Origin of the sequence: Devosia sp. 67-54 (genome assembly GCF_001899075.1) — a bacterium.
Taxonomy (GTDB): Bacteria; Pseudomonadota; Alphaproteobacteria; order Rhizobiales; family Devosiaceae; genus Devosia_A.
The window spans coordinates 182,821-205,181 of sequence record NZ_MKVA01000002.1; the positions used below are offsets into that span (position 1 = coordinate 182,821).

At 66.0% G+C, this 22,361-nt stretch carries 21 protein-coding genes, 1 pseudogene and 2 riboswitches; of the genes and pseudogenes, 13 read left to right on the forward strand and 9 right to left on the reverse strand.

What is annotated here, in order from left to right; all coding sequences use genetic code 11:
- Positions 1–56: 56 nt before the first annotated feature.
- The 3 genes from BGO82_RS01630 to BGO82_RS01640 form a co-directional block, all read right to left on the reverse strand.
- Positions 57–2,309, reverse strand: coding sequence for an OmpA family protein (locus tag BGO82_RS01630; protein ID WP_291303800.1), 2,253 nt, complete (start codon positions 2,307–2,309; stop codon positions 57–59).
- 216 nt (positions 2,310–2,525) lie between these two features.
- Positions 2,526–3,623, reverse strand: a complete 1,098-nt coding sequence (locus BGO82_RS01635; RefSeq protein WP_291303801.1) for a ribonucleotide-diphosphate reductase subunit beta — start codon at positions 3,621–3,623, stop codon at positions 2,526–2,528.
- Positions 3,624–3,701: 78 nt separating this feature from the next.
- Positions 3,702–6,584 carry a ribonucleoside-diphosphate reductase subunit alpha gene (locus BGO82_RS01640; RefSeq protein ID WP_291303802.1) on the reverse strand — a complete coding sequence of 961 codons (2,883 nt, stop codon included), beginning with the start codon at positions 6,582–6,584 and terminating at the stop codon, positions 3,702–3,704.
- 105 nt (positions 6,585–6,689) lie between these two features.
- Positions 6,690–6,845, reverse strand: a riboswitch (cobalamin riboswitch).
- Between the two features lie 115 nt (positions 6,846–6,960).
- Positions 6,961–7,140: riboswitch (cobalamin riboswitch) on the forward strand.
- A 162-nt stretch (positions 7,141–7,302) separates the two neighbouring features.
- Between BGO82_RS01640 and metE the strand changes: the two genes are divergently transcribed.
- Entirely contained in the window at positions 7,303–9,555 is a 2,253-nt protein-coding gene (metE, locus tag BGO82_RS01645; RefSeq protein WP_291303803.1) for a 5-methyltetrahydropteroyltriglutamate--homocysteine S-methyltransferase, read from the forward strand.
- Positions 9,556–9,599: 44 nt separating this feature from the next.
- On the opposite strand, the gene BGO82_RS01650 is transcribed toward metE, so the two are convergent.
- The 3 genes from BGO82_RS01650 to BGO82_RS01660 are packed head-to-tail and all read right to left on the reverse strand — an operon-like array spanning position 9,600 to position 11,105.
- Entirely contained in the window at positions 9,600–9,968 is a 369-nt protein-coding gene (locus BGO82_RS01650; RefSeq protein WP_291303804.1) for a TIGR01244 family sulfur transferase, read from the reverse strand.
- Between the two features lie 20 nt (positions 9,969–9,988).
- Positions 9,989–10,888, reverse strand: coding sequence for an MBL fold metallo-hydrolase (locus BGO82_RS01655; protein ID WP_291303805.1), 900 nt, complete (start codon positions 10,886–10,888; stop codon positions 9,989–9,991).
- 1 nt (position 10,889) lies between these two features.
- Positions 10,890–11,105: a DUF2892 domain-containing protein gene (locus BGO82_RS01660; protein WP_291303806.1), complete on the reverse strand. Its 216-nt coding sequence runs from the start codon at positions 11,103–11,105 to the stop codon at positions 10,890–10,892.
- 74 nt (positions 11,106–11,179) lie between these two features.
- Between BGO82_RS01660 and BGO82_RS01665 the strand changes: the two genes are divergently transcribed.
- The 5 genes from BGO82_RS01665 (at position 11,180) to BGO82_RS01685 (ending at position 15,689) form a co-directional block, all read left to right on the forward strand.
- A complete protein-coding gene (locus BGO82_RS01665; protein ID WP_291303807.1) occupies positions 11,180–11,503 on the forward strand; it encodes a metalloregulator ArsR/SmtB family transcription factor in 324 nt (107 codons plus the stop codon).
- Entirely contained in the window at positions 11,500–11,934 is a 435-nt protein-coding gene (gene trxC / locus BGO82_RS01670; protein WP_291303808.1) for a thioredoxin TrxC, read from the forward strand. Before BGO82_RS01665 ends, trxC begins: the two co-directional genes overlap by 4 nt.
- A gap of 133 nt (positions 11,935–12,067) precedes the next feature.
- Positions 12,068–13,897 (forward strand): heavy metal translocating P-type ATPase, encoded by a 1,830-nt coding sequence (locus tag BGO82_RS01675; protein ID WP_291303809.1) that lies wholly within the window; start codon positions 12,068–12,070, stop codon positions 13,895–13,897.
- A 60-nt stretch (positions 13,898–13,957) separates the two neighbouring features.
- Complete coding sequence (locus tag BGO82_RS01680) at positions 13,958–14,827, forward strand: universal stress protein (protein WP_291303810.1); 870 nt, start codon at positions 13,958–13,960, stop codon at positions 14,825–14,827.
- A gap of 103 nt (positions 14,828–14,930) precedes the next feature.
- On the forward strand, positions 14,931–15,689 hold the full coding sequence (locus BGO82_RS01685; RefSeq protein WP_366246922.1) for an SDR family NAD(P)-dependent oxidoreductase: 759 nt from the start codon (positions 14,931–14,933) through the stop codon (positions 15,687–15,689).
- Here BGO82_RS01685 and BGO82_RS01690 read toward each other — a convergent pair.
- Positions 15,686–16,447: a DUF1365 family protein gene (locus tag BGO82_RS01690; protein WP_291303812.1), complete on the reverse strand. Its 762-nt coding sequence runs from the start codon at positions 16,445–16,447 to the stop codon at positions 15,686–15,688. The genes BGO82_RS01685 and BGO82_RS01690 overlap by 4 nt on opposite strands.
- Entirely contained in the window at positions 16,444–17,793 is a 1,350-nt protein-coding gene (locus tag BGO82_RS01695) for an FAD-dependent oxidoreductase (protein WP_298800582.1), read from the reverse strand. Before BGO82_RS01695 ends, BGO82_RS01690 begins: the two co-directional genes overlap by 4 nt.
- Before the next feature lie 233 nt (positions 17,794–18,026).
- On the opposite strand from BGO82_RS01695, the gene BGO82_RS01700 reads away from it, so the two are divergent.
- The 3 genes from BGO82_RS01700 to BGO82_RS01710 are packed head-to-tail and all read left to right on the forward strand — an operon-like array spanning position 18,027 to position 19,609.
- Positions 18,027–18,560, forward strand: coding sequence for a sigma-70 family RNA polymerase sigma factor (locus BGO82_RS01700; RefSeq protein ID WP_291303813.1), 534 nt, complete (start codon positions 18,027–18,029; stop codon positions 18,558–18,560).
- Positions 18,557–19,201: a ChrR family anti-sigma-E factor gene (locus BGO82_RS01705; protein WP_291303814.1), complete on the forward strand. Its 645-nt coding sequence runs from the start codon at positions 18,557–18,559 to the stop codon at positions 19,199–19,201. The genes BGO82_RS01700 and BGO82_RS01705 overlap by 4 nt, the downstream gene beginning before the upstream one ends.
- 3 nt (positions 19,202–19,204) lie before the next feature.
- Entirely contained in the window at positions 19,205–19,609 is a 405-nt protein-coding gene (locus tag BGO82_RS01710; RefSeq protein ID WP_291303815.1) for a DUF2177 family protein, read from the forward strand.
- 9 nt (positions 19,610–19,618) lie between these two features.
- Here the strand turns inward: BGO82_RS01710 and BGO82_RS01715 are convergent.
- Positions 19,619–19,792 (reverse strand): annotated as a pseudogene (locus tag BGO82_RS01715) (SDR family NAD(P)-dependent oxidoreductase); the annotation flags it as partial.
- A gap of 49 nt (positions 19,793–19,841) precedes the next feature.
- On the opposite strand from BGO82_RS01715, the gene BGO82_RS01720 reads away from it, so the two are divergent.
- The 4 genes from BGO82_RS01720 to BGO82_RS01735 all read left to right on the forward strand — a co-directional run bounded on the left by BGO82_RS01720 (position 19,842) and on the right by BGO82_RS01735 (position 22,350).
- Positions 19,842–20,453 carry a sigma-70 family RNA polymerase sigma factor gene (locus tag BGO82_RS01720; protein ID WP_291303816.1) on the forward strand — a complete coding sequence of 204 codons (612 nt, stop codon included), beginning with the start codon at positions 19,842–19,844 and terminating at the stop codon, positions 20,451–20,453.
- On the forward strand, positions 20,450–21,136 hold the full coding sequence (locus tag BGO82_RS01725; RefSeq protein ID WP_291303817.1) for an NrsF family protein: 687 nt from the start codon (positions 20,450–20,452) through the stop codon (positions 21,134–21,136). The genes BGO82_RS01720 and BGO82_RS01725 overlap by 4 nt, the downstream gene beginning before the upstream one ends.
- 91 nt (positions 21,137–21,227) lie before the next feature.
- The gene (locus BGO82_RS01730) at positions 21,228–22,061 is read left to right on the forward strand and encodes a spondin domain-containing protein (RefSeq protein ID WP_291303818.1); all 834 of its coding nucleotides are present in this window, start codon (positions 21,228–21,230) and stop codon (positions 22,059–22,061) included.
- A gap of 58 nt (positions 22,062–22,119) precedes the next feature.
- On the forward strand, positions 22,120–22,350 hold the full coding sequence (locus BGO82_RS01735) for a hypothetical protein (RefSeq protein WP_291303819.1): 231 nt from the start codon (positions 22,120–22,122) through the stop codon (positions 22,348–22,350).
- Positions 22,351–22,361 lie beyond the last annotated feature (11 nt).

The window sequence follows — 22,361 nt, forward strand, 5'->3', positions numbered from 1 at the left end:
CTGCTGCGGCGTCCGAGACCGGCCACAGCCTGTGGCCGGTTTGTGTTATCGCCGACTCAGCCTGCGGGGGTAATCAGCGGCGTGATGCGCCGGATCACGACGCGGCGATTGAGACGCTCGGGGCCATCCGTCTGGATCTTCAGGAAATGATCTCCGTATCCCTGCGTGGCGAGGTTCTCCGGCGGGATGTGGTAGGCCTGTGTCAGGATTTGAGCCACCGAGGCTGCACGGTCGTCCGAGAGCACGAGGTTGCTCGCGTCGGAACCAACCGCGTCGGTGTGGCCCTCGATGAGGAAGGTCTCGGCGGGATTTTTTTGCAGCAGCGCCAACATTGCCTTGGCGACGCTGCTCAGTTCGGCGATCTGATCGGAACCGAGCGCGGATGAGCCGGTGTCGAACGTCAGATCGCCCAGCTCCACACGCGGCATGATATCGCGCAGACGTGCGGAGCGTTCGACCTCGCTGATCGAATAGAGGCGACGGAGCGGTTCGACCGGGGGCCGGCTGAGGCACAGCTGGATCTGTGCTTCATCGGCCTGATCGGCGTCGAGGACATAGTCCGCGACGGATATCTGAAGCTGCAACGGCGGCAGATCGTCGCCCGGGTCGCGCCACCGGCCGAGGTCGGGATCGTCGTGATAGTCGTAGTCTGCGAGCACGATTTGCTGCCCGTCGGGCTCGAAGCGCGAGCGGCGCAGGATATCGCCGTCACGATCATAGATCGTCACGATGCGAACGCCGTCGGGGCGGTAGATCGTCTCGCGGTACCGTTGCATCGGCAGCTGTTCGTAGGTCGTCCTGTCGCGATCACGATCGGCGATCCGGAACTGGTCCCGACCCGAGCTGTCGACGAACAGCTGACCATTGCCGATCTGCAGCACGACGCCGATGCTGAGGCCGATCGGATTGGGTGGCGGAGACGGCTGCTGAACGATGGGTTGCGGCGCAGTGGTGTTGGTCACGTTGTTGGTGACATTGTTGGTCACGTTCTTGGTAATGTTGTTCGTGACATTGTTGATGATGGTCTGCTTGACGATGGTCACATCCGCCGGCAGCTTCACCAGACCAGCCTTGTTCGTGGTCGCTATCGGCGTGCCCGCCTGCTTTCCGACCGAGGAGGGCGCGATCGGGTGGATGGCTGCCTGTGCGGATCTGTCGCTCGGTGGCGGCGGGGGAGGCGGCGTCGCCGGAGCTCGCGCGGCTGCCTGCCCGCCGGCGGGCCCGAGCTTGCCCTGCTTGGCACTGTCGAGAAGCGGGGCGACCTGGGCCGGCGTTACCCCCTTGGGCAGGACTGGAACGACTTCCTTGAGCTGTGTGGTGGGGAGGCCCGCGGCCGGTCCGGTGCGATCCGGCGGCGTCGACGACTTGGGCTTGGCAAGCTCGTAGGCGGTGCAATCGGCCTCGGTCTTGATGCCTGCCGCGATGCAATCCGGTGCGAGCGGCGGAGCTTTGGCCGAGGGAGTGGGTTGGCTCGACGGTGCCGTGGACGCGGACGCGGCGCTGGGCGCCTTACGCTTTGCCTTCTCCATCATCAGCAGGGCGTCGCAGTCCGCCTGGGACTTGAGGCCGGCGGCGATGCAGTCTTTCGCGAGTGCCCGAGCAGGTGCCTCCGGCTTTGCGATGGACGCCGGGCCCGGAATAGCAGGAGGCACCTTCTCCCTCCTCTTCTCCGCGGCATGCAGGGCGTCGCAGTCCGCCTGAGTTTTCAATCCGGCGTCCAGGCAGTCCCTGGACAGCAGAGAGGCCGGCTTCGTGGTGTCAGGCTTCACGCCCGACGGCATTCCATGAGAAGGGCTTTGCTTGGATGTGTTGGGCTGTTCGGGAACGACGGGCTTGACCGATGTCATGTGACTGGCGTGAAAGGTGTCGCACGCCTCTTGGGTGGCGATCCCGGCCGCGAGGCAGTCTTTTGCCAAGTGCTCCCTGGGCGGCTTGCCATCCGTCGGGCTTGCCGCAGGAGAGGTCGAACCTGGTGCGTTTTGCTTCAGCGGCGATGTAGACGCTCGCTGCCTCGCCTTTTCGGCGGCCTCGTATGCGTCACAGTTTGCCTGCGTCGTGATGCCGGCATCGATGCACGCCTTTGCAAGCGGCGAGGGCCCAGCTGCCGGCCCCTTCTGCTCACCCTTGGCTTTATGGTCGGTCTTGCCGAGCTTTTTCAGAAGAGCGTCGCAGTCTGCCGGTGTCGTGATCCTGGCATCGACGCACGCCTGCGCGAGCTTGGGCGGCGCATCCTCCGCAAACGAGGAGGTAGGCCAGCAAAGGCCCAAGCCAAGGAGCAAGAGCGCGGACAGCCAAGAGCGAGCAAGCATTCGTGTCTCCCGTCAGGGATCGCAGTGCGATCGACCGGCGGCACGGAACTCCACGATTGAGGCGAAGTTGCCATACTCCGCTATACATCGGTGTAAGGTTCACGACGGCTACAGGATCAGGTTGGCACTTGGTATCTAAAGGGTTGAGGGAGCGCGCGCAACGCTATTCGGCGTTCTTCTCAAGCGAGCTGCCGACTAGCGCACCGTGCCTAGAAATTAGTCCCAGTTCAGCGCGCCGCCGTTCTGGTATTCGATCACGCGCGTCTCGAAGAAGTTCTTTTCCTTCTTCAGATCCATCGCTTCGCTCATCCAGGGGAATGGGTTCTCGGTCTCGGCGAACACCGGCGCGAGGCCGAGTTGGGCGCAGCGGCGGTTGGCGATGAAATGCATGTATTGCTCGCAGAGCGCGGCGTTGAGGCCGAGGAAGCCTTTCGGCATGGTGTCGCGGCCATAGGCGGCCTCGAGCTCGGCTGCCTGCTTGATCATGCCACGAACTTCTGTCTGGAAATCGCTGGTCCAGACATGCGGGTTTTCAGCCTTGATCTGGTTAATCACATCGATGCCAAAATTGAGGTGGATGCTTTCGTCGCGCAGGATGTACTGGTACTGCTCGGCAATGCCGACCATCTTGTTGCGGCGGCCGAGCGACAGGATCTGCGCAAAGCCGGTGTAGAACCACATTCCCTCGAAGATCACGTAGAAGGCGACGAGGTCGCGCACGAAGGCGCGGTCGGTGTCCGGCGTGCCGGTGGTGAAGTCGGGGTCGTCGAGATGCTGCGTGAAGTTCAGCGCCCACGCCGCCTTGTCGGTGATCGACGGCACTTCGCGGTACATGTTGAACAGTTCGCCTTCGTTGAGGCCCAGGCTTTCGACGATGTACTGGAAGGTGTGAGTATGCACCGCCTCCTCGAACGCCTGCCGCAACAAATACTGCCGGCATTCGGGGTTGGTGAGGTGCCGGTAGATCGCCAGCACGATGTTGTTGGCCACAAGGCTTTCGGAGGCGGCGAAGAAGCCGAGGTTGCGCTTGAGCGTATGACGCTCGTCCTCGGTGAGGCCGTCCTTGCTCTTCCACAGCGCGATGTCGGCCTGCATCGAGACCTCGGTCGGCATCCAGTGGTTGTTGCAGCCGTTGAGGTACTTCTCCCACGCCCATTTGTATTTGAGCGGCAGGAGCTGGTTCACATCGGCGCGACAGTTGATCATCGCCTTGTCGTCGACCGAGACGCGGCCGCCGCTGCGGTCGATGCGGGTGTCGGTGGCGGGAATTGACGGCGTGGGTTGGCTGAGGTCCGAAGACCAGTCGAGGGACATGGGGTTCTCCTTGGTGGGTAGCGGTTGGCCGAGCGAGCCTCCTCAGGCCCCGCGCGGACAGGGCGCAAAAGAAGGGCGTTACTGGCAGGCTTCGCAGTCCGGGTCGCCGATCAGACAGGCCTTGCCGACGATCTCGAACGGAATGACTGCCGCCGGCACGTCGCTCGTCGACGCAGCCGCCACCACCGGGGTCACCGCGACGGCGTTGAGCTTGCCATCCGTCCCCTTGAGCGTCGACTTCTCGACATGCGTCGCCGAGCGCGAGCGCAAATAATAGGTGGTCTTGAGGCCGGCCTTCCAGGCCGAACGATAAAGCTGGTCGAGCGCCTTGCCCGACGGATTGGCGAGATAGAGGTTGAGCGACTGCGCCTGGTCGATCCATTTCTGCCGGCGCGACGCGGCGGCGATCAGCCAGCTCGCATCGAGCTCGAAGGCCGTGGCGTAGATCGCCTTGAGGTCGGCCGGCACCCGATCGATCTGGCCGACGGAGCCGTCGAAATATTTGAGGTCGGAGATCATCACCTCGTCCCAGAGGTTGCGCGCCTTGAGGTCGCGCACCAGCAGCGCGTTCACCACGGTGAAGTCGCCGCTCATGTTGGATTTGACATAGAGGTTCTGGTAGCCGGGCTCGATCGACTGCGACACGCCGCAGATGTTCGAGATGGTCGCCGTCGGCGCGATCGCCATGGTGTTGGAGTTGCGCATGCCGACAGTCTTGGCGCGCTGACGGAGTGTTTCCCAATCGAGGCGCTGCGTGCGGTCGACATTGAGCTCGCTGCGGGTCGCCGCCAGCATCTCGACGCTGTCGATCGGCAGCACGCCTTTGCTCCACAGCGACCCCTCGAACGAGGCGTAGGCCCCGCGCTCTTCGGCGAGGTCCGTCGAGGCCGAGATGGCGTAGTAGCTGATGGCCTCCATCGAGCTGTCGGCAAACTCGACGGCAGCGTCCGAGGCATAGGCGATGCCCTGCATCTGCAGCGCGTCGGCGAAGCCCATGAGGCCGAGGCCGACCGGACGGTGCTTTAGGTTGGACCGGCGCGCCTCGGGGATGGTGTAGAAATTGATGTCGACGACATTGTCGAGCATGCGCATCGCAACGCCGACGGTACGCTTCAGCCGCTCGAGGTCGAGCCCGTTGGCGGTGACATGGGCCGCGAGATTGATCGAGCCGAGGTTGCAGACAGCCACCTCGTCACGGCTGGTGTTGAGCGTGATCTCGGTGCAGAGGTTCGACGAGTGCACGACGCCCACATGCTGCTGCGGCGAACGGATGTTGCATGGGTCCTTGAAGGTGACCCACGGGTGTCCGGTCTCGAACAGCATGGTCAGCATTCTGCGCCAGAGATCGACCGCACGCACGGTGCGGAACACCTTGAGGCCCCCCGCCGCCGCCTTTGCTTCATAGGCCTCGTAGGCGGCCTTGAAGGCCGGGCCGTACAGATCGTGCAGATCTGGCGTCTCGTCGGGCGAGAACAGCGTCCAGTCGGCACCCGCCTCGACGCGTTCCATGAACAGGTCGGGCACCCAGTTGGCGGTGTTCATGTCGTGGGTGCGGCGGCGGTCGTCGCCGGTATTCTTGCGAAGGTCGAGGAATTCCTCGATGTCCACGTGCCAGGTCTCGAGATAGGCGCACACCGCGCCCTTGCGCTTGCCGCCCTGGTTCACGGCGATGGCCGTGTCATTGGCGACCTTGAGAAACGGCACGACGCCCTGGCTCTCGCCATTGGTACCCTTGATGTGCGCCCCGAGGCCGCGCACCGGGGTCCAGTCATTGCCGAGACCGCCCGAATATTTGGCGAGCAGCGCGTTGTCCTTCACCGCCTTGAAGATACCGTCGAGATCGTCGGCCACGGTGGTCAGGAAGCACGACGAGAGTTGTGGGCGCAGCGTGCCCGCATTGAACAGCGTCGGCGTCGAGGCCATGAAGTCGAAGCTCGACAGCAGATCGTAAAACTCGATGGCGCGCGCCTCGCGGTCGATCTCGCGAACGGCCAGCCCCATGGCCACGCGCATGAAGAACGCCTGCGGCAGCTCGAACACGGTCCCGCGCGAATGGAGGAAGTAGCGGTCGTAGAGGGTCTGGAGGCCGAGGTACTGGAACTGCCGATCGCGTTCCGGCTTGAGTGCCGCCGCGAGGCGGGCGATGTCGAAGCGGCCCAGTTCCGGGTCGATCAGGTCCAACTCGATGCCGCGCGCCAGGTAGTCGGGGAAATATTCCGGATAGCGCGCCGTCATTTCGGCCTGTGTGGCCTGATCGCTGCGGCCGGCAAGGAAGGTCAACGCCTCGCGGCGCAGCTTGTCGTTGAGCAACCGGGCGGACACGAAGGCATAGTTGGGCTCGGTCTCGACCAGCGTGCGCGTCGCCAGAATGGGCGCAAGCGCGAGTTCGTGCGGGGAGATGCCGTCATAGAGGTTGCGGCGCGTCTCGACGAGAATGGCCTCGGCCGAGGTGCCGTCCAGCCCGGCGCAGGCCTCCTCCACCACCGTGGCGAGGCGGGCTTCATCGAGCGCAGTTCCGTCCGCCATGTGGATCGCCGGCGCAGCCACAACCGGCGTGAGCTTTTCGGCGCGCGCCTTTGAACGTTCCTCGCGATACAGCACATAGGCGCGGGCGACCTTCTGGTGTTCGCCGCGCATCAGCGCCAGCTCGACCTGGTCCTGCACGTCCTCGATGTGAAACACCCGCTCGCCCTTGGCGCGTCGGGTCAGCGCAGCGACGACCTCGCCCGTCAGCGTCTCGACGATTTCATGGACGCGGCGCGACGCGGCTGCCTTGTTGCCTTCAACGGCGAGGAACGCCCTGGTGAGCGCCACGGCGATCTTGCTTTGATCGAACGGCACGGTGCCGCCATTGCGCTTGATTATCGAGTAGCCCGGCTCGCTGCCGGAGCGGTGCGCGAGGGAGGTGGTAAGCACCGGCGCGCCGGTGTCGGAATGGACGATCTGCTGTGCTGCGGACATGAGCCCCAAGAACCCCGTGAGTGGCAGCGGGGATTCTCGGACACGAAGGCGCAGGCGTGACGTCAGCCGAGCGCTTTCGCGGCCAACCGGTGCACCCCGCCCGTGGACGATCTAACCTGTCGTGGCAGGTATCTGGCTGGCCGGATCGCTCCGACTTTCACAGTTGCGGGGGCAGCGCCGGACTGGAGCGATTTGCCCGCACCGGCTTCCCTATTATCACCCGTCCTTGCGACCCGGATGACCACGACACACCACATCTAGTGGTCGTGCACGTGAGTCTCGTCAATAGGCAGATCTTGCCGCACAACGAATTTTCGCCGAACCAGGGATATAAAGACTTCTTTATATCCCGATTGACACCCGGGCGGCGGTCCGGCATCGTCGGCTCGTCCAAGGTCCCCGCGAGGGGATAACAGGGAACTCGGTTCAGTCCGAGGCTGCCCCCGCAACTGTAAGCGGTGACGGCTGCCCATCATGCCACTGGCGGAAGCTGGGAAGGCGGGGCTGCCGGTTCGACCCGCGAGCCAGGAGACCTACCTTGGAAGTGATGTGCCACTTCATGCCGGTCGGGCGGACTGGCGAGAGGACAAAGACCATGACGAGCTCTCGTCACCGCTTCCGAATGCGGCGCTGACCGGCTTCGAGCCGGCCCTCATCTCTCATCGGCAATTTCGCCTGCACCTCGCGGTCGCAGGCCTCTTACGCATCGGACAACAATATGACCCGTTCCGCCAACCTCGGCTTCCCCCGCATCGGTCTCCATCGCGAGCTCAAGCAAGCGCTCGAGGCCTGCTGGAAAGGCAGCATCGACACTGCCGCGCTGCAGGCGACCGCACGCGAGCTGAGAAAGCGTCATTGGCAGCTGCAGCGCGATGCCGGCATCGATGTCATCCCCTCCAACGATTTCAGCCTCTACGATCACGTGCTCGACACGACAATGATGCTGGGAGCGGCACCGCAACGCTTCGCAAACATCGACGATAAAACGGCCCTCTACTTCGCCGTCGCGCGCGGCACCGCAGAAGCTCCCGCCATGGAGATGACCAAGTGGTTCGACACCAACTATCACTACATCGTCCCGGAGCTGCATCGCGGCCAGCAGTTCAGCCTCGGCTCGGCCAAGGCGGTGGAGGAATATCTCGAAGCCAAGGCGCTGGGCATCGAGACGCGCCCCGTCATCGTCGGGCCGGTGACGTGGCTGAGCCTCGGGAAAACCAGGGATGACGGGCTGGACCCGATTTCCCTGCTCGATGCGGTGCTGCCCGTCTATGCCGAGCTGCTTGCCACGCTGAAGGCGACGGGAGCGCAGTGGGTGCAGATCGACGAGCCGGTGCTGTCGCTCGACCTCTCGGACGCGCAGAAATCCGCAATGCGTCGTGCCTACGAGGTGCTGGCCCCGGTGGCCCCACGCATCATGCTCGCCACCTATTTCGGCGCTCTCCTCGACACCACCGAGCTGGCGGCCTCGCTGCCCGTGTCCGGCCTGCATGTCGATCTCGTGCGCGCGCCCGAGCAGCTCGACGCCATCCTCACGGCCCTTCCGGGCAACACGGTGCTGTCGGTCGGCGTCGTCGACGGTCGCAACATCTGGCGCGCCGATCTCGACCGGCAGCTCGGCCTCGTCAGCCGCGCGTGGGACAGCGTCGGACCGGACCGGCTGGAGATCGCGCCCTCCTGTTCGCTCCTCCACGCACCCGTCGATCTCGACGGAGAGACCGATCTCGACCCCGAGCTGCGGTCGTGGCTCGCCTTCGCCAAGCAGAAGCTGCTTGAGGTCGCGGCGCTGACGGTCGCCATGCAGAAGGGCCGCGCGGCAGCCAAAGAGGCGTTCGACGCAAGCGCCGCCGCAACCCAGTCGCATCGCCAGTCGACGCGTATCCACAGGCCGCAGGTGAAGGAGCGCGCCGGAGCAGCGCTCGACCTCGACCGCAGGAGCCGTTTCCCGGCTCGTCGAGATGCGCAGCGCGCCCGCTTCCGGCTCCCGGCATTCCCGACCACGACCATCGGGTCGTTCCCGCAGACCGGCGACGTGCGCGAGATGCGCGCCGCCTTCAGGCACGGCCGCATCGACGCTCCCGTCTACGAGAGCTTCCTTGAGGCCGAGACCGAAAAGACCGTCCGCATCCAGGAACGCCTCGGCCTCGACGTGCTGGTCCATGGCGAGTTCGAGCGCAACGACATGGTCGAGTATTTTGGCGAACAGCTCGAGGGCTTCGCCTTCACCAGGAACGGCTGGGTGCAGTCCTACGGCTCGCGCTGCGTGAAGCCGCCGGTGATCTATGGCGACGTCTCCCGTCCGGCTCCGATGACCGTGCGGTGGTCGGCCTACGCCGCCTCGCTCACCGACAGACCGATGAAGGGCATGCTCACCGGCCCGGTCACCATCCTGCAGTGGAGCTTCGTGCGCGTCGACCAGCCGCGCGCCGACACCTGCCGCCAGATCGCGCTCGCCATCCGTGACGAGGTTCTCGACCTCGAAGCGGCGGGCATCGGCATCATCCAGATCGACGAGCCCGCTTTGCGCGAGGGCCTGCCGCTGCGCCGGCGCGACTGGGACGCCTACCTCCGCTGGGCCGTCGACTGCTTCCGCGCCACGGCCTCGGGCGTGGCCGACGACACGCAAATCCACACCCACATGTGCTACGCCGAGTTCAACGACATCATGCCGTCCATCGCCGCGCTGGATGCCGACGTGATCTCGATCGAGACCTCGCGCTCCGACATGGAGCTGCTTCAGGCCTTCCGCAACTTCCGCTACCCCAACGAGATCGGCCCCGGCATCTGGGACATCCACTCGCCGCGCGTGCCGAGCCAGGCCGACATGGAAGCGCTGATGCGCAAGGCCGCAACCGCCATTCCCGCCGAGCAGCTCTGGGTGAACCCCGACTGCGGACTTAAGACACGGGGATGGCCGGAAGTGGAAGCCTCGCTTGAGCATCTGGTCCAGACCGCCAGGGCGCTGAGGGCCTAGCCCTCAGCAACGGCCGCCTGACGGGCTGGACTGCCGTATGCGGTTCAGCCCAGGGCCGATTTGGCGGCGGTGAACAGCGAGCCGGCGCGGGCGCCTGATCGGCAGTAGCCGAACATGGGGGAGGGCAGCGTGTTCAGGGCTTCTTCCATGCGGATGAGCTGCCCCTCGCCGATGCCGCCCGAAACGGGGATATGGACGGCTTGGAGGCCGGCCTGCCTGGCCGCCGCAGCGATGGCCGCGAAACGGGGCTGGCCCGGTTCCTCGTTGTCGGGGCGCGCGCAGACGATGGTCTTGAAGCCGGCTTCGGCGACCTTCTGCACGTCTTCGGGCGAGATTTGCCCGGCGACCGCAAAAGCGGGGTCGATCTTGCGGTAGCGAAGACCGGCGCCGGCGTTCGAGGAGAATGGCCACATAAGAGTCTGATCCTTCAGGGTTAGAGGGTGTTGACGGGGACCTTCAGGAAGGTGCGTCCGTCCTTGTCCTTGGGCGGCAGCTCGCCGCCGCGAATGTTGACCTGCAGCGACGGGATGATGAGGCGTGGCATGGCCAGGGTTTCGTCGCGAGCTTCACGCATGCTGACGAAATCGGCCTCGCCGATGCCGTCGTGCGCATGGATGTTGTGCACCCGCTCCTCGCCGACGGTCGTCTCCCAGCGGATGTCGCGGCCGTTGGGGCCATAATCGTGGCACATGAAGAGCCGCACCGGATCGGGCAGCGCCAGGATGCGCCTTATGGAACGATAGAGCGTCGCCGCATCGCCGCCGGGAAAGTCGGCCCGGGCGGAGCCGGCGTCGGGCATGAACAGCGTGTCGCCGACGAAGGCGGCATTGCCGATCACATGCGTCATGCAGGCTGGGGTGTGGCCCGGGGTCAGCATCGTGTGCGCGGTCATGGTGCCGATGGTGTAGTGGTCGCCATCCTTGAACAGGCGGTCGAACTGGCTGCCGTCGCGACGGAACTCGGTGCCTTCGTTGAACACCTTGCCGAAGACGTCCTGGACGATCCTGATGTTCTCGCCGATGCCGAGCTTGCCGCCGAGATGGCGCTGAATGTAAGGGGCGGCCGACAGATGATCGGCGTGGGCGTGCGTCTCGATCAACCATTCGACCCGCCAGCCCTGCGCCCTGACGTGCGCAATTATCGCATCGGCATGCGCGAAGCTGATGCGGCCGGAGGCGTAGTCGAAATCCATCACCGAATCGATCACCGCGCAGGCGTCCGATCTGGGGTCATGGACGACGTAGCTGATGGTGTTGGTCTCGGGATCGAAGAACGGAACGATGTCGGGCGCGACGCCGAGATCGACGTCGAAGGGAATCGCTGCAGCTGTCATTTCAATGGTTCCCGGCGTGGCGGCCGCGTTTGCTGGACAGGCCCAGCGCCGCATAGATTGGGCAGAAGCTCAGGGTCGACGTGGCGACGAGGACGACACCGACGATGACGGCGATGACGAGCGCGAGCGTGGGCCAGGCGGCCACGAAGGGGACGATGATGAGCGCGAGCCCGACAATGGCGCGGATGATGCGATCGATGGTGCCGAGGTTGGACATGAGTGCCTCCGATGACGGTGTGCGGTGGTTCATTGACATAGATATTAGAATATTCTAATATGTCAAGCATGGACATGACGGAACTCGAGCCTCGGGCGGACGAGGCGGCGGAACTGCTGACGGCGATGGCCAATCCCAAGCGCCTGCTGATCCTGTGCCACCTACTCGACCGGGAGCTCAGCGTGAATCAATTGGGCGATCTGGTGGGTCTTGCGCAAAGTCCGCTCAGCCAACATCTGAGCAAGCTGAGAGCGCTCAAGCTCGTGACGACGCGCCGCGACGGCCAGATGATCCTGTACCGGCTCGCCTCCGAAGAGGTCGCGCGCATCCTGACAACGCTCCACGGGATCTATTGCGCGCCGCAGACGGACACGGCGCGGAGGAGAAGCAAGAAATGAACGACAACCAGGTGGTGTGCGTGGCCTGCGGCGCGGTGAACCGTGTGCCCGAAACGAAAGACGCCAGCGCCGGAAAGTGCGGAAGCTGCGGTGCGCCGCTGTTTTCGGGCAGGCCCGCCGATGTGAGCGGCGACATGCTGCAGCGGCAGGTGCAGAAGGGCACGGTGCCGGTGGTGGTGGATGTCTGGGCGCCCTGGTGCGGCCCATGCCAGTTCATGGGGCCCGAATACGAGAAGGTGGCCCAGGCGCTCGAGCCGCGGGCCCGCTTCCTCAAGCTCAATTCGGACAACGAACAGCAGCTTGCAGGCGCTCTCAACATCCGCGGCATTCCGACCATGATCCTGTTCAAGGACGGCAAGGAGGCCGACCGCGTCTCGGGCGCAATGCCGGCAAGCCAGATCAATTCGTGGCTGAGCCAACGCATCGGCTAGAGTAGGGGGTGTCCCTACAGCCATTGAGAAAGATCAAGAACTCTCGTCCGCCATCCCCTACTGGGTGCCGAAGTCGATCTCGACGGAGACTATCGGCGAAAGGACGTCCGTGGAGCGAGCTCTCGCCGGCTGGATGAACAAGGGCCTGCTGCTGCTGGCGGTCGTCGGCCTTGCGAGCGGGCTGGTGCTGTATTTTGTCGGCAACCTTGCTGGCGCGAGCATGGTCTGGCGCGTCGGCGTGGTGCCGGTTCTCGTCGTGCTGGTGGCGGAAATCGCCCGCAGCCTGTGGCGCGGCGAGGTCGGCCTCGACATCGTCGCGGCGTTGTCGATGTCCGCCGCACTCGCGTTCGGCGAGACCCTGGCGGCGGCCGTCGTGGCGGTCATGTACACAGGCGGCACGTTCCTCGAGAGTTATGCCGAGGGCCGCGCCCAGCGGGACATGCGCGATCTGCTGTCGCGCGTGCCGCGGACCGCGACGCGCCATCGGAATGGCGGGCTCGAAGACGTTGCGCTCGACGACGTGCGGCCGGGCGACAGGCTGCTGATCCGCCAGGGCGACGTGGTGCCTGTCGACGGAACGGTCGCTGCGGACGCCGCTTTCCTCGATATGTCCGCGCTGACCGGCGAATCGCTGCCGGTGCGCCTGCTCCGTGGCGCCGACGCGCTGAGCGGTTCGACCAACAGCGGCGATGCGTTCGACCTGCTGGCGACGCGGCGCGCAGCCGAGAGCACCTATGCCGGCATCGTCCGGCTGGTCGAGCAGGCCGGGCGGTCGAAGGCGCCGATGTCGCGGCTGGCGGATCGGTGGTCCCTCGGCTTTCTTGCGATCACGGTGGCGATCGCATCCGGCGCGTGGTGGCTGACGGGCGATCCGATCAGGGCGGTGGCGGTGCTGGTGGTGGCCACGCCCTGTCCATTGATCCTTGCGGTGCCGGTCGCGCTGGTGGCCGGGATTTCGCGGGCCGCGCATTTCGGCGTGCTCGTCAAAGGCGCGGCGCCCCTCGAGGCGATGGCGCGCATACGCACGCTCGTTCTCGACAAGACCGGCACGCTGACGGACGGTCGTCCGCGGATCGTTTCGATCGATACGACGTCGGCCATGGCCGCGACGGAGGTGCTCCGCCTGGCGGCGGCGGTCGAGCAGGCATCGAAACATCCCGTCGCGCAGGCGATCGTCGCCGCGGCGAAAGCACAGGGCCTCGAATTGCCCGCGCCTTCGGAGATTGCCGAGACGGCCGGCGAGGGGGTTGCCGGTCAGGTCGACGGGCACAGGGTCGTTGTCGGCAGCCATGGCTTCGTGATGAAGCAGGTGAAAGCCCCGATGGCCGATCACCCCGCGCTGCTGGCCGGCGCCGCGCTGGTGGCTGTGGCAGCGGATGATCTCCTGGTGGGGTATCTGGTGATGGCCGATCCGCTGCGGGATGACGCCGGGGTGATGCTCGAGCGGCTTCGCCGGGACGGTGTCGAGCGCATACTGCTCGCGACGGGCGACCGCGCCGCTGTGGCCGAGCGGGTGACCTCGGGCCTGGGGTTTGACGCGCTGCGGACCGAGTTGACGCCCGACCAGAAGGTTCTCATCGTGCTGTCGGAGCGAAAGAACGGCCCGGTGATGATGGTCGGGGATGGCGTCAACGATGCGCCTGCCCTGGCTGCAGCCGATGTCGGCGTGGCCATGGGCGCGCGCGGCGCCGCGGCGTCGGCCGAGGCCGCGGACGTCGTGCTGCTGATCGACCGCATCGATCGGCTGGGGACAGGCATGGAAATCGCGAAGGCGGCACGGCGCATCGCCGTCGAAAGCGTCGTCGCCGGCATCGGCCTGTCCATACTCGGGATGGTGGCGGCTGCGTTCGGCTACCTGACGCCGGTAGAGGGGGCGGTGCTGCAGGAGGCCATCGACGTCGCCGTCATCCTGAACGCCTTGCGTGCTCTGCGCATCTCGCCTTCCGGCTCGCTCGCGGCTTGACCGGCATCAAAGCCCGCTGCCGGCCCGGCTGGCATCGTCTGCCGATACCGGGAGACAGCAATGACCCAAGGTTCCGTACAATCACCGACTGGCTCCGCCGGCGGCTATCAGGATGTCGTCGTCCAGCTCACCGGCTCCAGCGAGGACGAGGCCCGCCTGGCGATGGCAGAGGCGGTCGCCACCACCTTCGGTGCACACATCATCGGCGTGCATCTGCATCTGCTGCCTGACATTCTCGACATTGCGGATCCGCTGGGCAGCGCTGAGGTGCGCACCTTGCTCGAAGCGTCGGAACGGGAAGCGGATATGGCGTTCGAGCGGCTGGAGATGCGCATGTCGAGGCTCGGGGCATCGCATGAGATACACCGACTGCACGGTCTGCTCGCGGATGTCGCCATCGAACTGGCCCAGATGGTGCGCCGCGCAGATCTGTTCATCGGCACCCGGCCCTATGGTGATCCGGAAGGGCGCTATCGGATCGAGGAAGAGGTCCTGTTCAACTCCGGGCATGGCTGCCTTTTCGTGCCGCCCGGCGGCACGCCGCACCGGCGCTTCGATACCATCGTGATCGCCTGGGACAATACGCGGGAAGCGGCGCGGGCCGTGGCGGAGGCCATGCCGTTCCTGGTGCGCGCCACCGCGGTACGGCTGATACACGTTGCTTCGACCTGGGACGACAACCGCGATCCGGCCCAGGAGCTCTCCAGCGTTGCCGGCCACCTCCGGCGTCACGGGGTGTACGCCGAGACGATCATTGTGCCATTTGCCGGCGATACGGGTGAACAGATCGAGCAGATCGCCCATCAGCAGGCTGCCGATCTCATCGTCATGGGTGCATATGGCCGCATGCGGCTGATCGAGCTCGTCTTTGGCGGCGCCACCCGAGCCATCCTGCGGCATGCGACGCTGCCGGTGCTGATGGCGCACTAAGCCATTGGGTCGTGGCCGTTGCTGGCCGGCGCCCGCAGTCACATCGTGAATCGCGCAAGGATGTGAACCATCGGGTCTGTTGCATCGTATGTGTTGGATGACGATGCAATCGGACGTCAGGCACAGGGTTGCGTGGGTAACGGGAGCCGGCAGCGGCATTGGCCACGGCCTGGCGCTGCGCCTCGCCCGGGACGGGTGGCGCGTGGCAGTGAGCGCCCGGACGGCGACGGACCTCGATGCGCTCGCCGCCGAGTCGAAGGCGATCGCCGCGTTTCCGCTCGACGTCACCGACGAAGCGGGCTGCGCGCGGACGACCCGTCGCATCGAAGGCGAGCTGGGCCCCATCGAGCTCGCGGTGTTCAACGCCGGCGCCTATTTTCCTACCACCGCCGAGGACTTTTCGGTCGCCAATTTCCGCAAGACCGTCGACGTCAATTTGCTGGGCGAGGTCAATTGCATGGCTGGCGTGGTGCCGTCGATGCTTGCCCGGCGCTCGGGCCACATCGTGCTGATGGGATCGCTGACCGGCTTCGTGGGCCTGCCCACGGCCGCGTCCTATGGCGCCACCAAGGCGGCGCTCAACAACATGGCGCAGGCCTTCAAGCCCGACTTCGAACGCTTCGGCATCACGATCTCGGTGATCAATCCGGGGTTCGTGAAGACGCCGGCCACCGACAGAAACACATTTCCAATGCCGTTCCTGATCGGCGTGGACGAAGCGGTCGACCACATCATGGCGGGCATCGCGCGCCGGCAGTTCGACATCAGCTTTCCCTGGCAGATGCGGGCGGCAATCCGTCTGCTGCAGGTCTTGCCCAACTGGGCAAAATTCGCGATCACCCGGCGCATGCTACCACGCTAGTCGACCACCGTCGTTGCGATGCGCGTCTTCGCCGGCCGGCGGCGGATATAAGGGACGCCTTTCAGCCAGAGCTTCAGGGCCTCCCAATGGATGGCCGCGGTGACCTTCAGCGTCATCAGCGGATAGGCGAACAAGGCGTGCAGCAGCATGCGATCGGACAGCGTCTGCCGGGCGCCGATGAAATTCGCGTGCAGCAGCAGACCGTCGGCGTCGGTCTCGTCGATCGCGATCATCACCCGCTGGCCGGGCGGCAGGATACGAAAGCGGTAGGCGCAATCCATGGGGACGAACGGCGAGACGTAAAGCGCCTTGTCGCAGCGCTGCACGATGGTTTCGGCAACGCCTTCTTCAACGCGGATGACATAGGTTCGCTTCTCGCCGAAGGTGTTGTGCACCTCGTAGAGGATCGCCCGGAGCTCGTCGCCGTCGCTGCAGAAATAGACCGTCAGCGGATTGAAGACGTAGCCGAAGATGCGCGGATAGCACAGCACCGAGATGCGCGGGGTCGCGAGGCGCAGACTTGCGGCGGCCAGCTGGGCTGCAACCCACGCCGGGAGGTTGCCGTCGCCGGCGCCGTGATCGCTGTCGTAAAAGGAGAACACCGCTGCGCGGTTGTGCCCGAAGAGCCGCAGGCGGGCCGCGAGGGCGTCGATCTCGTCGAGGTCGAGCAGCAGGCAGAAGACCCGGTAGCCGAGCTTGTGCCGCTTTGGCCGCAGCCGCACATGCACGACACGGCCGGTGTAGATCGCCGAGGTCATTCCGCCGCCTCGAGTTGCGGTCGAAGCCTGATCCGCGCCGACTCGCCGGCCACCCTCCAGGGGCGCCGTACGCCACCGATGTCCTCGGCCGCCGAAAGGCCCGCCTGCAATGCGTCTTCGTGAAAGCCGGAGCCGAAATAGCTGCCCGCGAACCATGTGCGCCGCCCGCCCTGCAGCCGCCACAACTCCTGCTGCGCGTCGAGCGCACGCCGATCGAACAGCGGATGCGTGTAGGTGATGGTGCGCAGGATCTTGTCGGCCGCGATCGGCCTCGTGGGGTTCAACGTCAGGAAGACGGGGTATCGGCGATCGAGATCCTGCAGCAGGTTCATCCAGTAAGTCACGCAGAGCGGCCGGCAGTCGCCGCGGTCTCCGACGTAGTTCCAGCTCGACCAGACGCGCTCATGCCTGGGCATCAGGTTGCGGTCGGTGTGGAGGATCGCGGTGTTCGGTGTGTAGCGGAAGGCGCCGAGCAGCGCCCGCTCGGCCTCGTCCGCATCCTCGAGCAGCGCCAGCGCCTGGTCGGCATGCGTCGCGACGACCACGTCGTCGAAACAGCGCTGCTCGCCACGCGCATCGATGACGGTTACCTCGTCCGCGGTACGCCGAATCCGCGCGACGCCAGCCCCGAGCCGCAGGTCGGGAACGGCTCGCAGCATGTCCTGCACATAGCGCGTGGAGCCGCCGCTGACGGTTCGCCACGAGCGGCGGCCGGTCAGGTCGAGCAGCTCGTGGGATTTGAAGAACCGCACGAAGGCGGCGAGCGGATAGTCGCGGATCTGCGCCGCGGTCGTCGACCAGATGGCGGCGCCCATCGGCAGGAGGTGATCCTCCACGAATGCTGCCGAGTATCGGCCGCGATCGAGATATTCGCCCAGCGTCAGCTCGCAGCTCCGGGGGTCGTCCAGCAGGCGAGGCGCCGTAGCGTAGAACCGGACGATATCGCGCAGCATTGCAAGGAAGCGCCGGTTCACGACATTGCCGGGCTGTCCCAGCATGGCGCGGATCCCGGTCGAGCCGTACTCGAACCGGCCACCGTCGAGCGATGCCGAGAACGACATATCGGTCACCTGGGTCTTGATACCGAGGTGATCGAACAGCGCCGTCAGGTTCGGATAGTTGCGTTCGTTGAAGACGATGAAGCCGGTGTCGACCGGCGCCAGCACGCCGGCCATCGGTACGAGGACGGTGTTGGAGTGCCCGCCCGGCCGGGCGTCGGCCTCGTAGAGCGTCACGCGGTGCCTGCGGCCGAGCAGCCAGGCCGCCGAAAGGCCAGCGATGCCGGAGCCGATTACTGCAATGCGCCGGCCTGCGAAAGGCGCTCTGTCGGGTCGATCGATGAACACTCGCCACCTGCTGCTGTCAAAGCAGGTACGAGCCGGCGAGACGTTCGGATGCACCGGGCGAAGAAATTTTCCGGCGGAATGATCCGCTTGCGTTCGGCGTCCGTAATGGCGACATGAGCCTCGAAATTTCGACTGCCGCAGGCCTGTGGCTGAGGAGGTTTCCATCGCCAGGGCAGCCGGCGGTGTGGCGCAAGACATTGGCCGTGATGCCGAGCACACAACCCGAACGAGACATGTCGGAGCTGCTGGAGACGGTGGGGCGGACCCGCGACGTCGAACTGTTCGAGCAGCTTTTTCGCCATTTCGCGCCCCGGGTGAAGGCCTACATGGCGCGCACCGGCAGCGCCGCCGCGGCTGAGGAACTGATGCAGGAGACGATGGTCGCCGTTTGGAAGAAGTCGGCGCTGTACGATCGCTCGAAGGGCGCGGCGTCGACCTGGATCTTCACCATCGCCCGAAACCTGCGTATCGACGCGTTTCGCCGCGAGAAGCATCCCGAGTTCGATGAGAACGATCCGGCTTTCGTGCCGGAAGCGGCGCCGGCGGCCGATGCCGCGATGGAGAATGTGCAGTCGGTAGAGGCCCTCAAGGCAGCGCTCGACACCCTGCCGGCCGACCAGGTCGAGGTGCTGCGCCTCGCTTATTTCGAGGACCGGTCGCAGTCCGACATTGCGGCCGCCTTGTCGGTGCCGCTCGGCACGGTGAAGTCGCGGATGCGGCTTGCCGTGGCAAAGCTTCGGTCGGCGCTGGGCGGAGACACCGCATGATGCCTCGCCACCATGTCGATGACGATCTGCTGCTCAGCTACGCGGCGGGAAGCCTTGCCGAGGGGTGGAGCCTTGCCGTGAGCACGCACCTTGCGCTCTGTCCGGAGTGCCGCGCCAGGCTTGCCGCCGCAGAAGCCGCCGGCGGCGCGCTGCTCGAGGCTATGGCGCCCATGCCCGTCGCCGCCGATGCGTGGGCCAGCGTGCGCGACCGGCTCGGTTCGAGCGTTCCGGCGGAGGACAGGCGCCGGCCTGCGCAGGCGGTGATCCCGTCGCCACTGCGCGACTATATCGGCGGTGACGTCGAGACGATCCGCTGGAAAGCTATCGGAACGGCCGGCGCGCAATTGCGCATCAAGACGTCCGACGGCACGACGCAGGTGCGTCTGCTGAAGATCCCGGCGGGCCAGCCCGTGCCCGAACATGGCCATCGCGGCCGGGAGCTGACGGTCGTGCTGTCGGGCGCGTTCAGCGACGGAGCGGCGGTGTTCGCGCGCGGCGACATCGAGGATGCCGACGAAGAGGTTCAGCACACGCCGACGGCGACGCCGGGTGCCGATTGCATCTGCCTCGCGGTCACCGATGCGCCGCTGCGCTTTCGCAGCTGGCTCGTTCGTGCAGTGCAGCCTTTGCTTGGAATCTAGCCCGTGCGCTTCGTCATCGCCTATCTCGCAACTGCCGTGGTGTTTCTGGCGCTCGACGCCTTGTGGCTCAGCCAGCTCGCCCTCGGCATCTACCGGCGCGAGCTGGGTTCGCTCCTGCTCGACAGCCCCAACCTCGCGGTCGCCGGCCTGTTCTACCTGATCTTCATCCTCGGCCTCGTTTTCCTGGCGGTGCTGCCGGGCGTCGATGCGGGCAGCTGGTGGCGAGCCCTGTGGATGGGGGCGCTGCTCGGCCTGGTCGCCTACGGAACCTACGACATCACCAATCTTTCCACGCTCCGCGGCTGGTCGCTGACGGTAACGGTGCTCGACCTTGCCTGGGGCACCGCACTGAGCGCCGTGGCGGCCACCGCCGGCTATGTCGCCGTGGCGGCGTTCGGCGCGAGATAGGGCCGTCTTCGGCTCAGGTGCGGGGGTGATGGCGTTGATGGCGATGTCGTACCTGGCGCATTCCTTGCCGACCGCCTTGGTCATGCCGATGACGCCGGCCCTGGCGGCGGCATAGGCGGCGGCGTTCGGGTTGCTTTCCTTGCCGGCGATCGAGGCGATGTTGACGAGGATGTCGATGCGGCCGAGGATGGATCGCGCTATGCTGGAGAAAAGCGTCTTGTAGCGTGGGCCGATGCCACCAGCCGATCACAGCACCGACTATGCCGCCGAGCGCGTCGCGACGGATCGGCGGCTGACGGACGCCATGGCTGCGGCGCAGGGCGGCGACAGGGCGGCATATGAACTGGTGCTGCGGGAGTGTGTGCCGGTCGTGCGCCGGATCGCGCGGGCGCAGGGCGCCGACGCCAATATCCTCGACGACGTGGTGCAGGACGTGCTGATCACGCTGCACGGCGCGCGGGCGACGTTCGATCCGAGCCGGTCGTTCGTCGCCTGGCTCACCGCCATCACGCAACGCCGCGCCATCGACATCCTGCGCAAGCGCAGCCGCCGGTCGATGCGCGAGGTCTACGCGCCGATCGCCGCCGAAACGCAGGCGGCGGAAGGCGACCCGGAACGCGCGGCCAGCCGGGCCAGCGAGGCACGCGAGCTCCGCGCCGCGGTGGCGACGCTGCCCGAGGGGCAGCGCGAAGCGGTGGAAGCGCTGGCGCTGGCGGAAAATTCGCTCGAGGATGCATCCAAACGCACCGGCCGAACGAAATCGGCATTGAAGGTCAATCTTCACCGCGCGATCAAGACGCTGCGCGCCCGCCTCGGCGTCGAGCCTGGTGGAGAGACGCAGTGAGCAAGGAGAGCATGGCCGAGAGCGGCGACATTTCCCGACTGATCGGCGAGCTGAGCGCCGATCTGAAGCCGGTGCGGCGCCTGGCGCCGCCCTGGCTGCGTTCGCTCTACTGGCTGCTGGCGGTGATGTGCCTCGCGCTGGTGCTCATCGCCATTCGGGTGGTCTTCGACTGGTCCGGCCAGCCGGAGGTGGACCCTTACGTGCTCCCGGGAGCGCTGGCGTCGGGCGTGACGGCAATCCTTGCCGCCTATGCGGCGTTTCAATTGAGCCTGCCCGATCGCTCCGGCGCCTGGGCGCTGCTGCCGGTGCCGGCCTTTGCCGTATGGGTGGCGATCAACGGGCTCGGCTGCGTCGCCAGTCTCGCCAACCCGGCAGTGCAGAGCAACGTGCCGCAGTTCTTCACCTGCCTGTCGATCATTTTCGCGCTGTCGATTCCGCTGTCGGTGGCAACGATCGTCATGATCCGGCGCGCCCGGCCGCTCCGGCCGCTGCCCGTCGCGGTCCTCGGGGGCCTCGCGGCCTCGGCCGCCGGCGCGACCCTGCTCATCCTGGTGCACCCGCACGATTCCGCCGTGCTCGACATCTGCTCGCATGCACTGGCGGTGGCGGTCGTCGTCGGCCTCAACGTGCTGGTGGGCGGCCGGCTGTTCGTGCCGGCCAATAATTTTCGCCGCCGCGCGTAACCTTCCCTGATCCTCCGTCGAAACTGCTGACATGGACGGCGGCACTCGCCGTCCAGACCAGGATCTGAACCCTCATCGAAGGATGTTTGCCATGACGCACGCTCTGCGCCACACAACTGCTGTTGTCTCCGCCACCGCCCTGCTGGCGCTTGCCGCTCCGACCCTCGCCGCCGACGCGATGTCGAGCAGTTCCATGATGTCCGGCGATGCCATGGGGGCGAGCAGCTCCATGATGTCGACCGACGCCATGGCGAGCCCGATGGCCGGGGGCGATGCGATGATGTCCAACGACATGGCGATGGCCGATGACGGTTCGGCGATGGGCGCCCCGATGATGATGGGTGGCAAGACCATCAAGATCACCATCAAGGACGTCGTCACCGGCCAGCCGTTCTCGCCGACCTATGCCGAGAGCCGGACGGCCGGCTCGGCGCCGCTGTTCAAGCTCGGCGCCAAGGCGTCCGACGCGCTGGTGGCCGTGGCGGAAGGCGGCAATATCGGCATGTTCTCGGTGGCGGCCGCGATGAACAAGGACTCCGCGATCGGCGATGCGCAGCTCGCCATCCACACCCTGCCGGGCCAGACGCGGACCTTCTTGGTGCATGTCGACGAGAAGCACCCGCTCATCGATGCGGTGTGGATGCTGGGCAACACCAATGACGGCTTCTCGGGCTTCAGCGGCTTCGACGGCTACAAGCTCAAGGGCTCGGCCAGCCTCGATGTGCGCGGCTACGATGCCGGCTCGGAGAAGAACAATGAGAAGAAGGGCTTTCTCGGTGCGCTCGGCGGAGGCAACGACCGCGATCCCGAGAACGGCGTGATCACCTACCACACCGGCATCCGTGGCGACGCCGATGCGCCCAAGGCCTGGAATTGGGACGTCAAGGGGCCGGTCGCGCACGTGACCTTCGAGGTGGTGAAGTAATTGATCCTGATGCCGGCTGCGCCCGTGGTGCGGCCGGTTCTGCTTTGGGGGATGCCGCATGAAACGTAGCAGCATTGCGTTCGAGGGCACGATCAGAGCGCTCCGGCGGGGCGGCTGGGCAGCGCGTGGGCTGGTGGTCACGAGCCGGCATGGCCAGCTGGTCGAGACGCAGATCGGCCCGAAGGCGTTCGACACGGAGGACGGCTGCCACGCCTGGCTGCACGCCACGGCAAGCGGCCTCGACATCGACAGCGTATCGATCACCGTCAGTCCGCCGAACGAGGCTTAGGCGGACGGCAA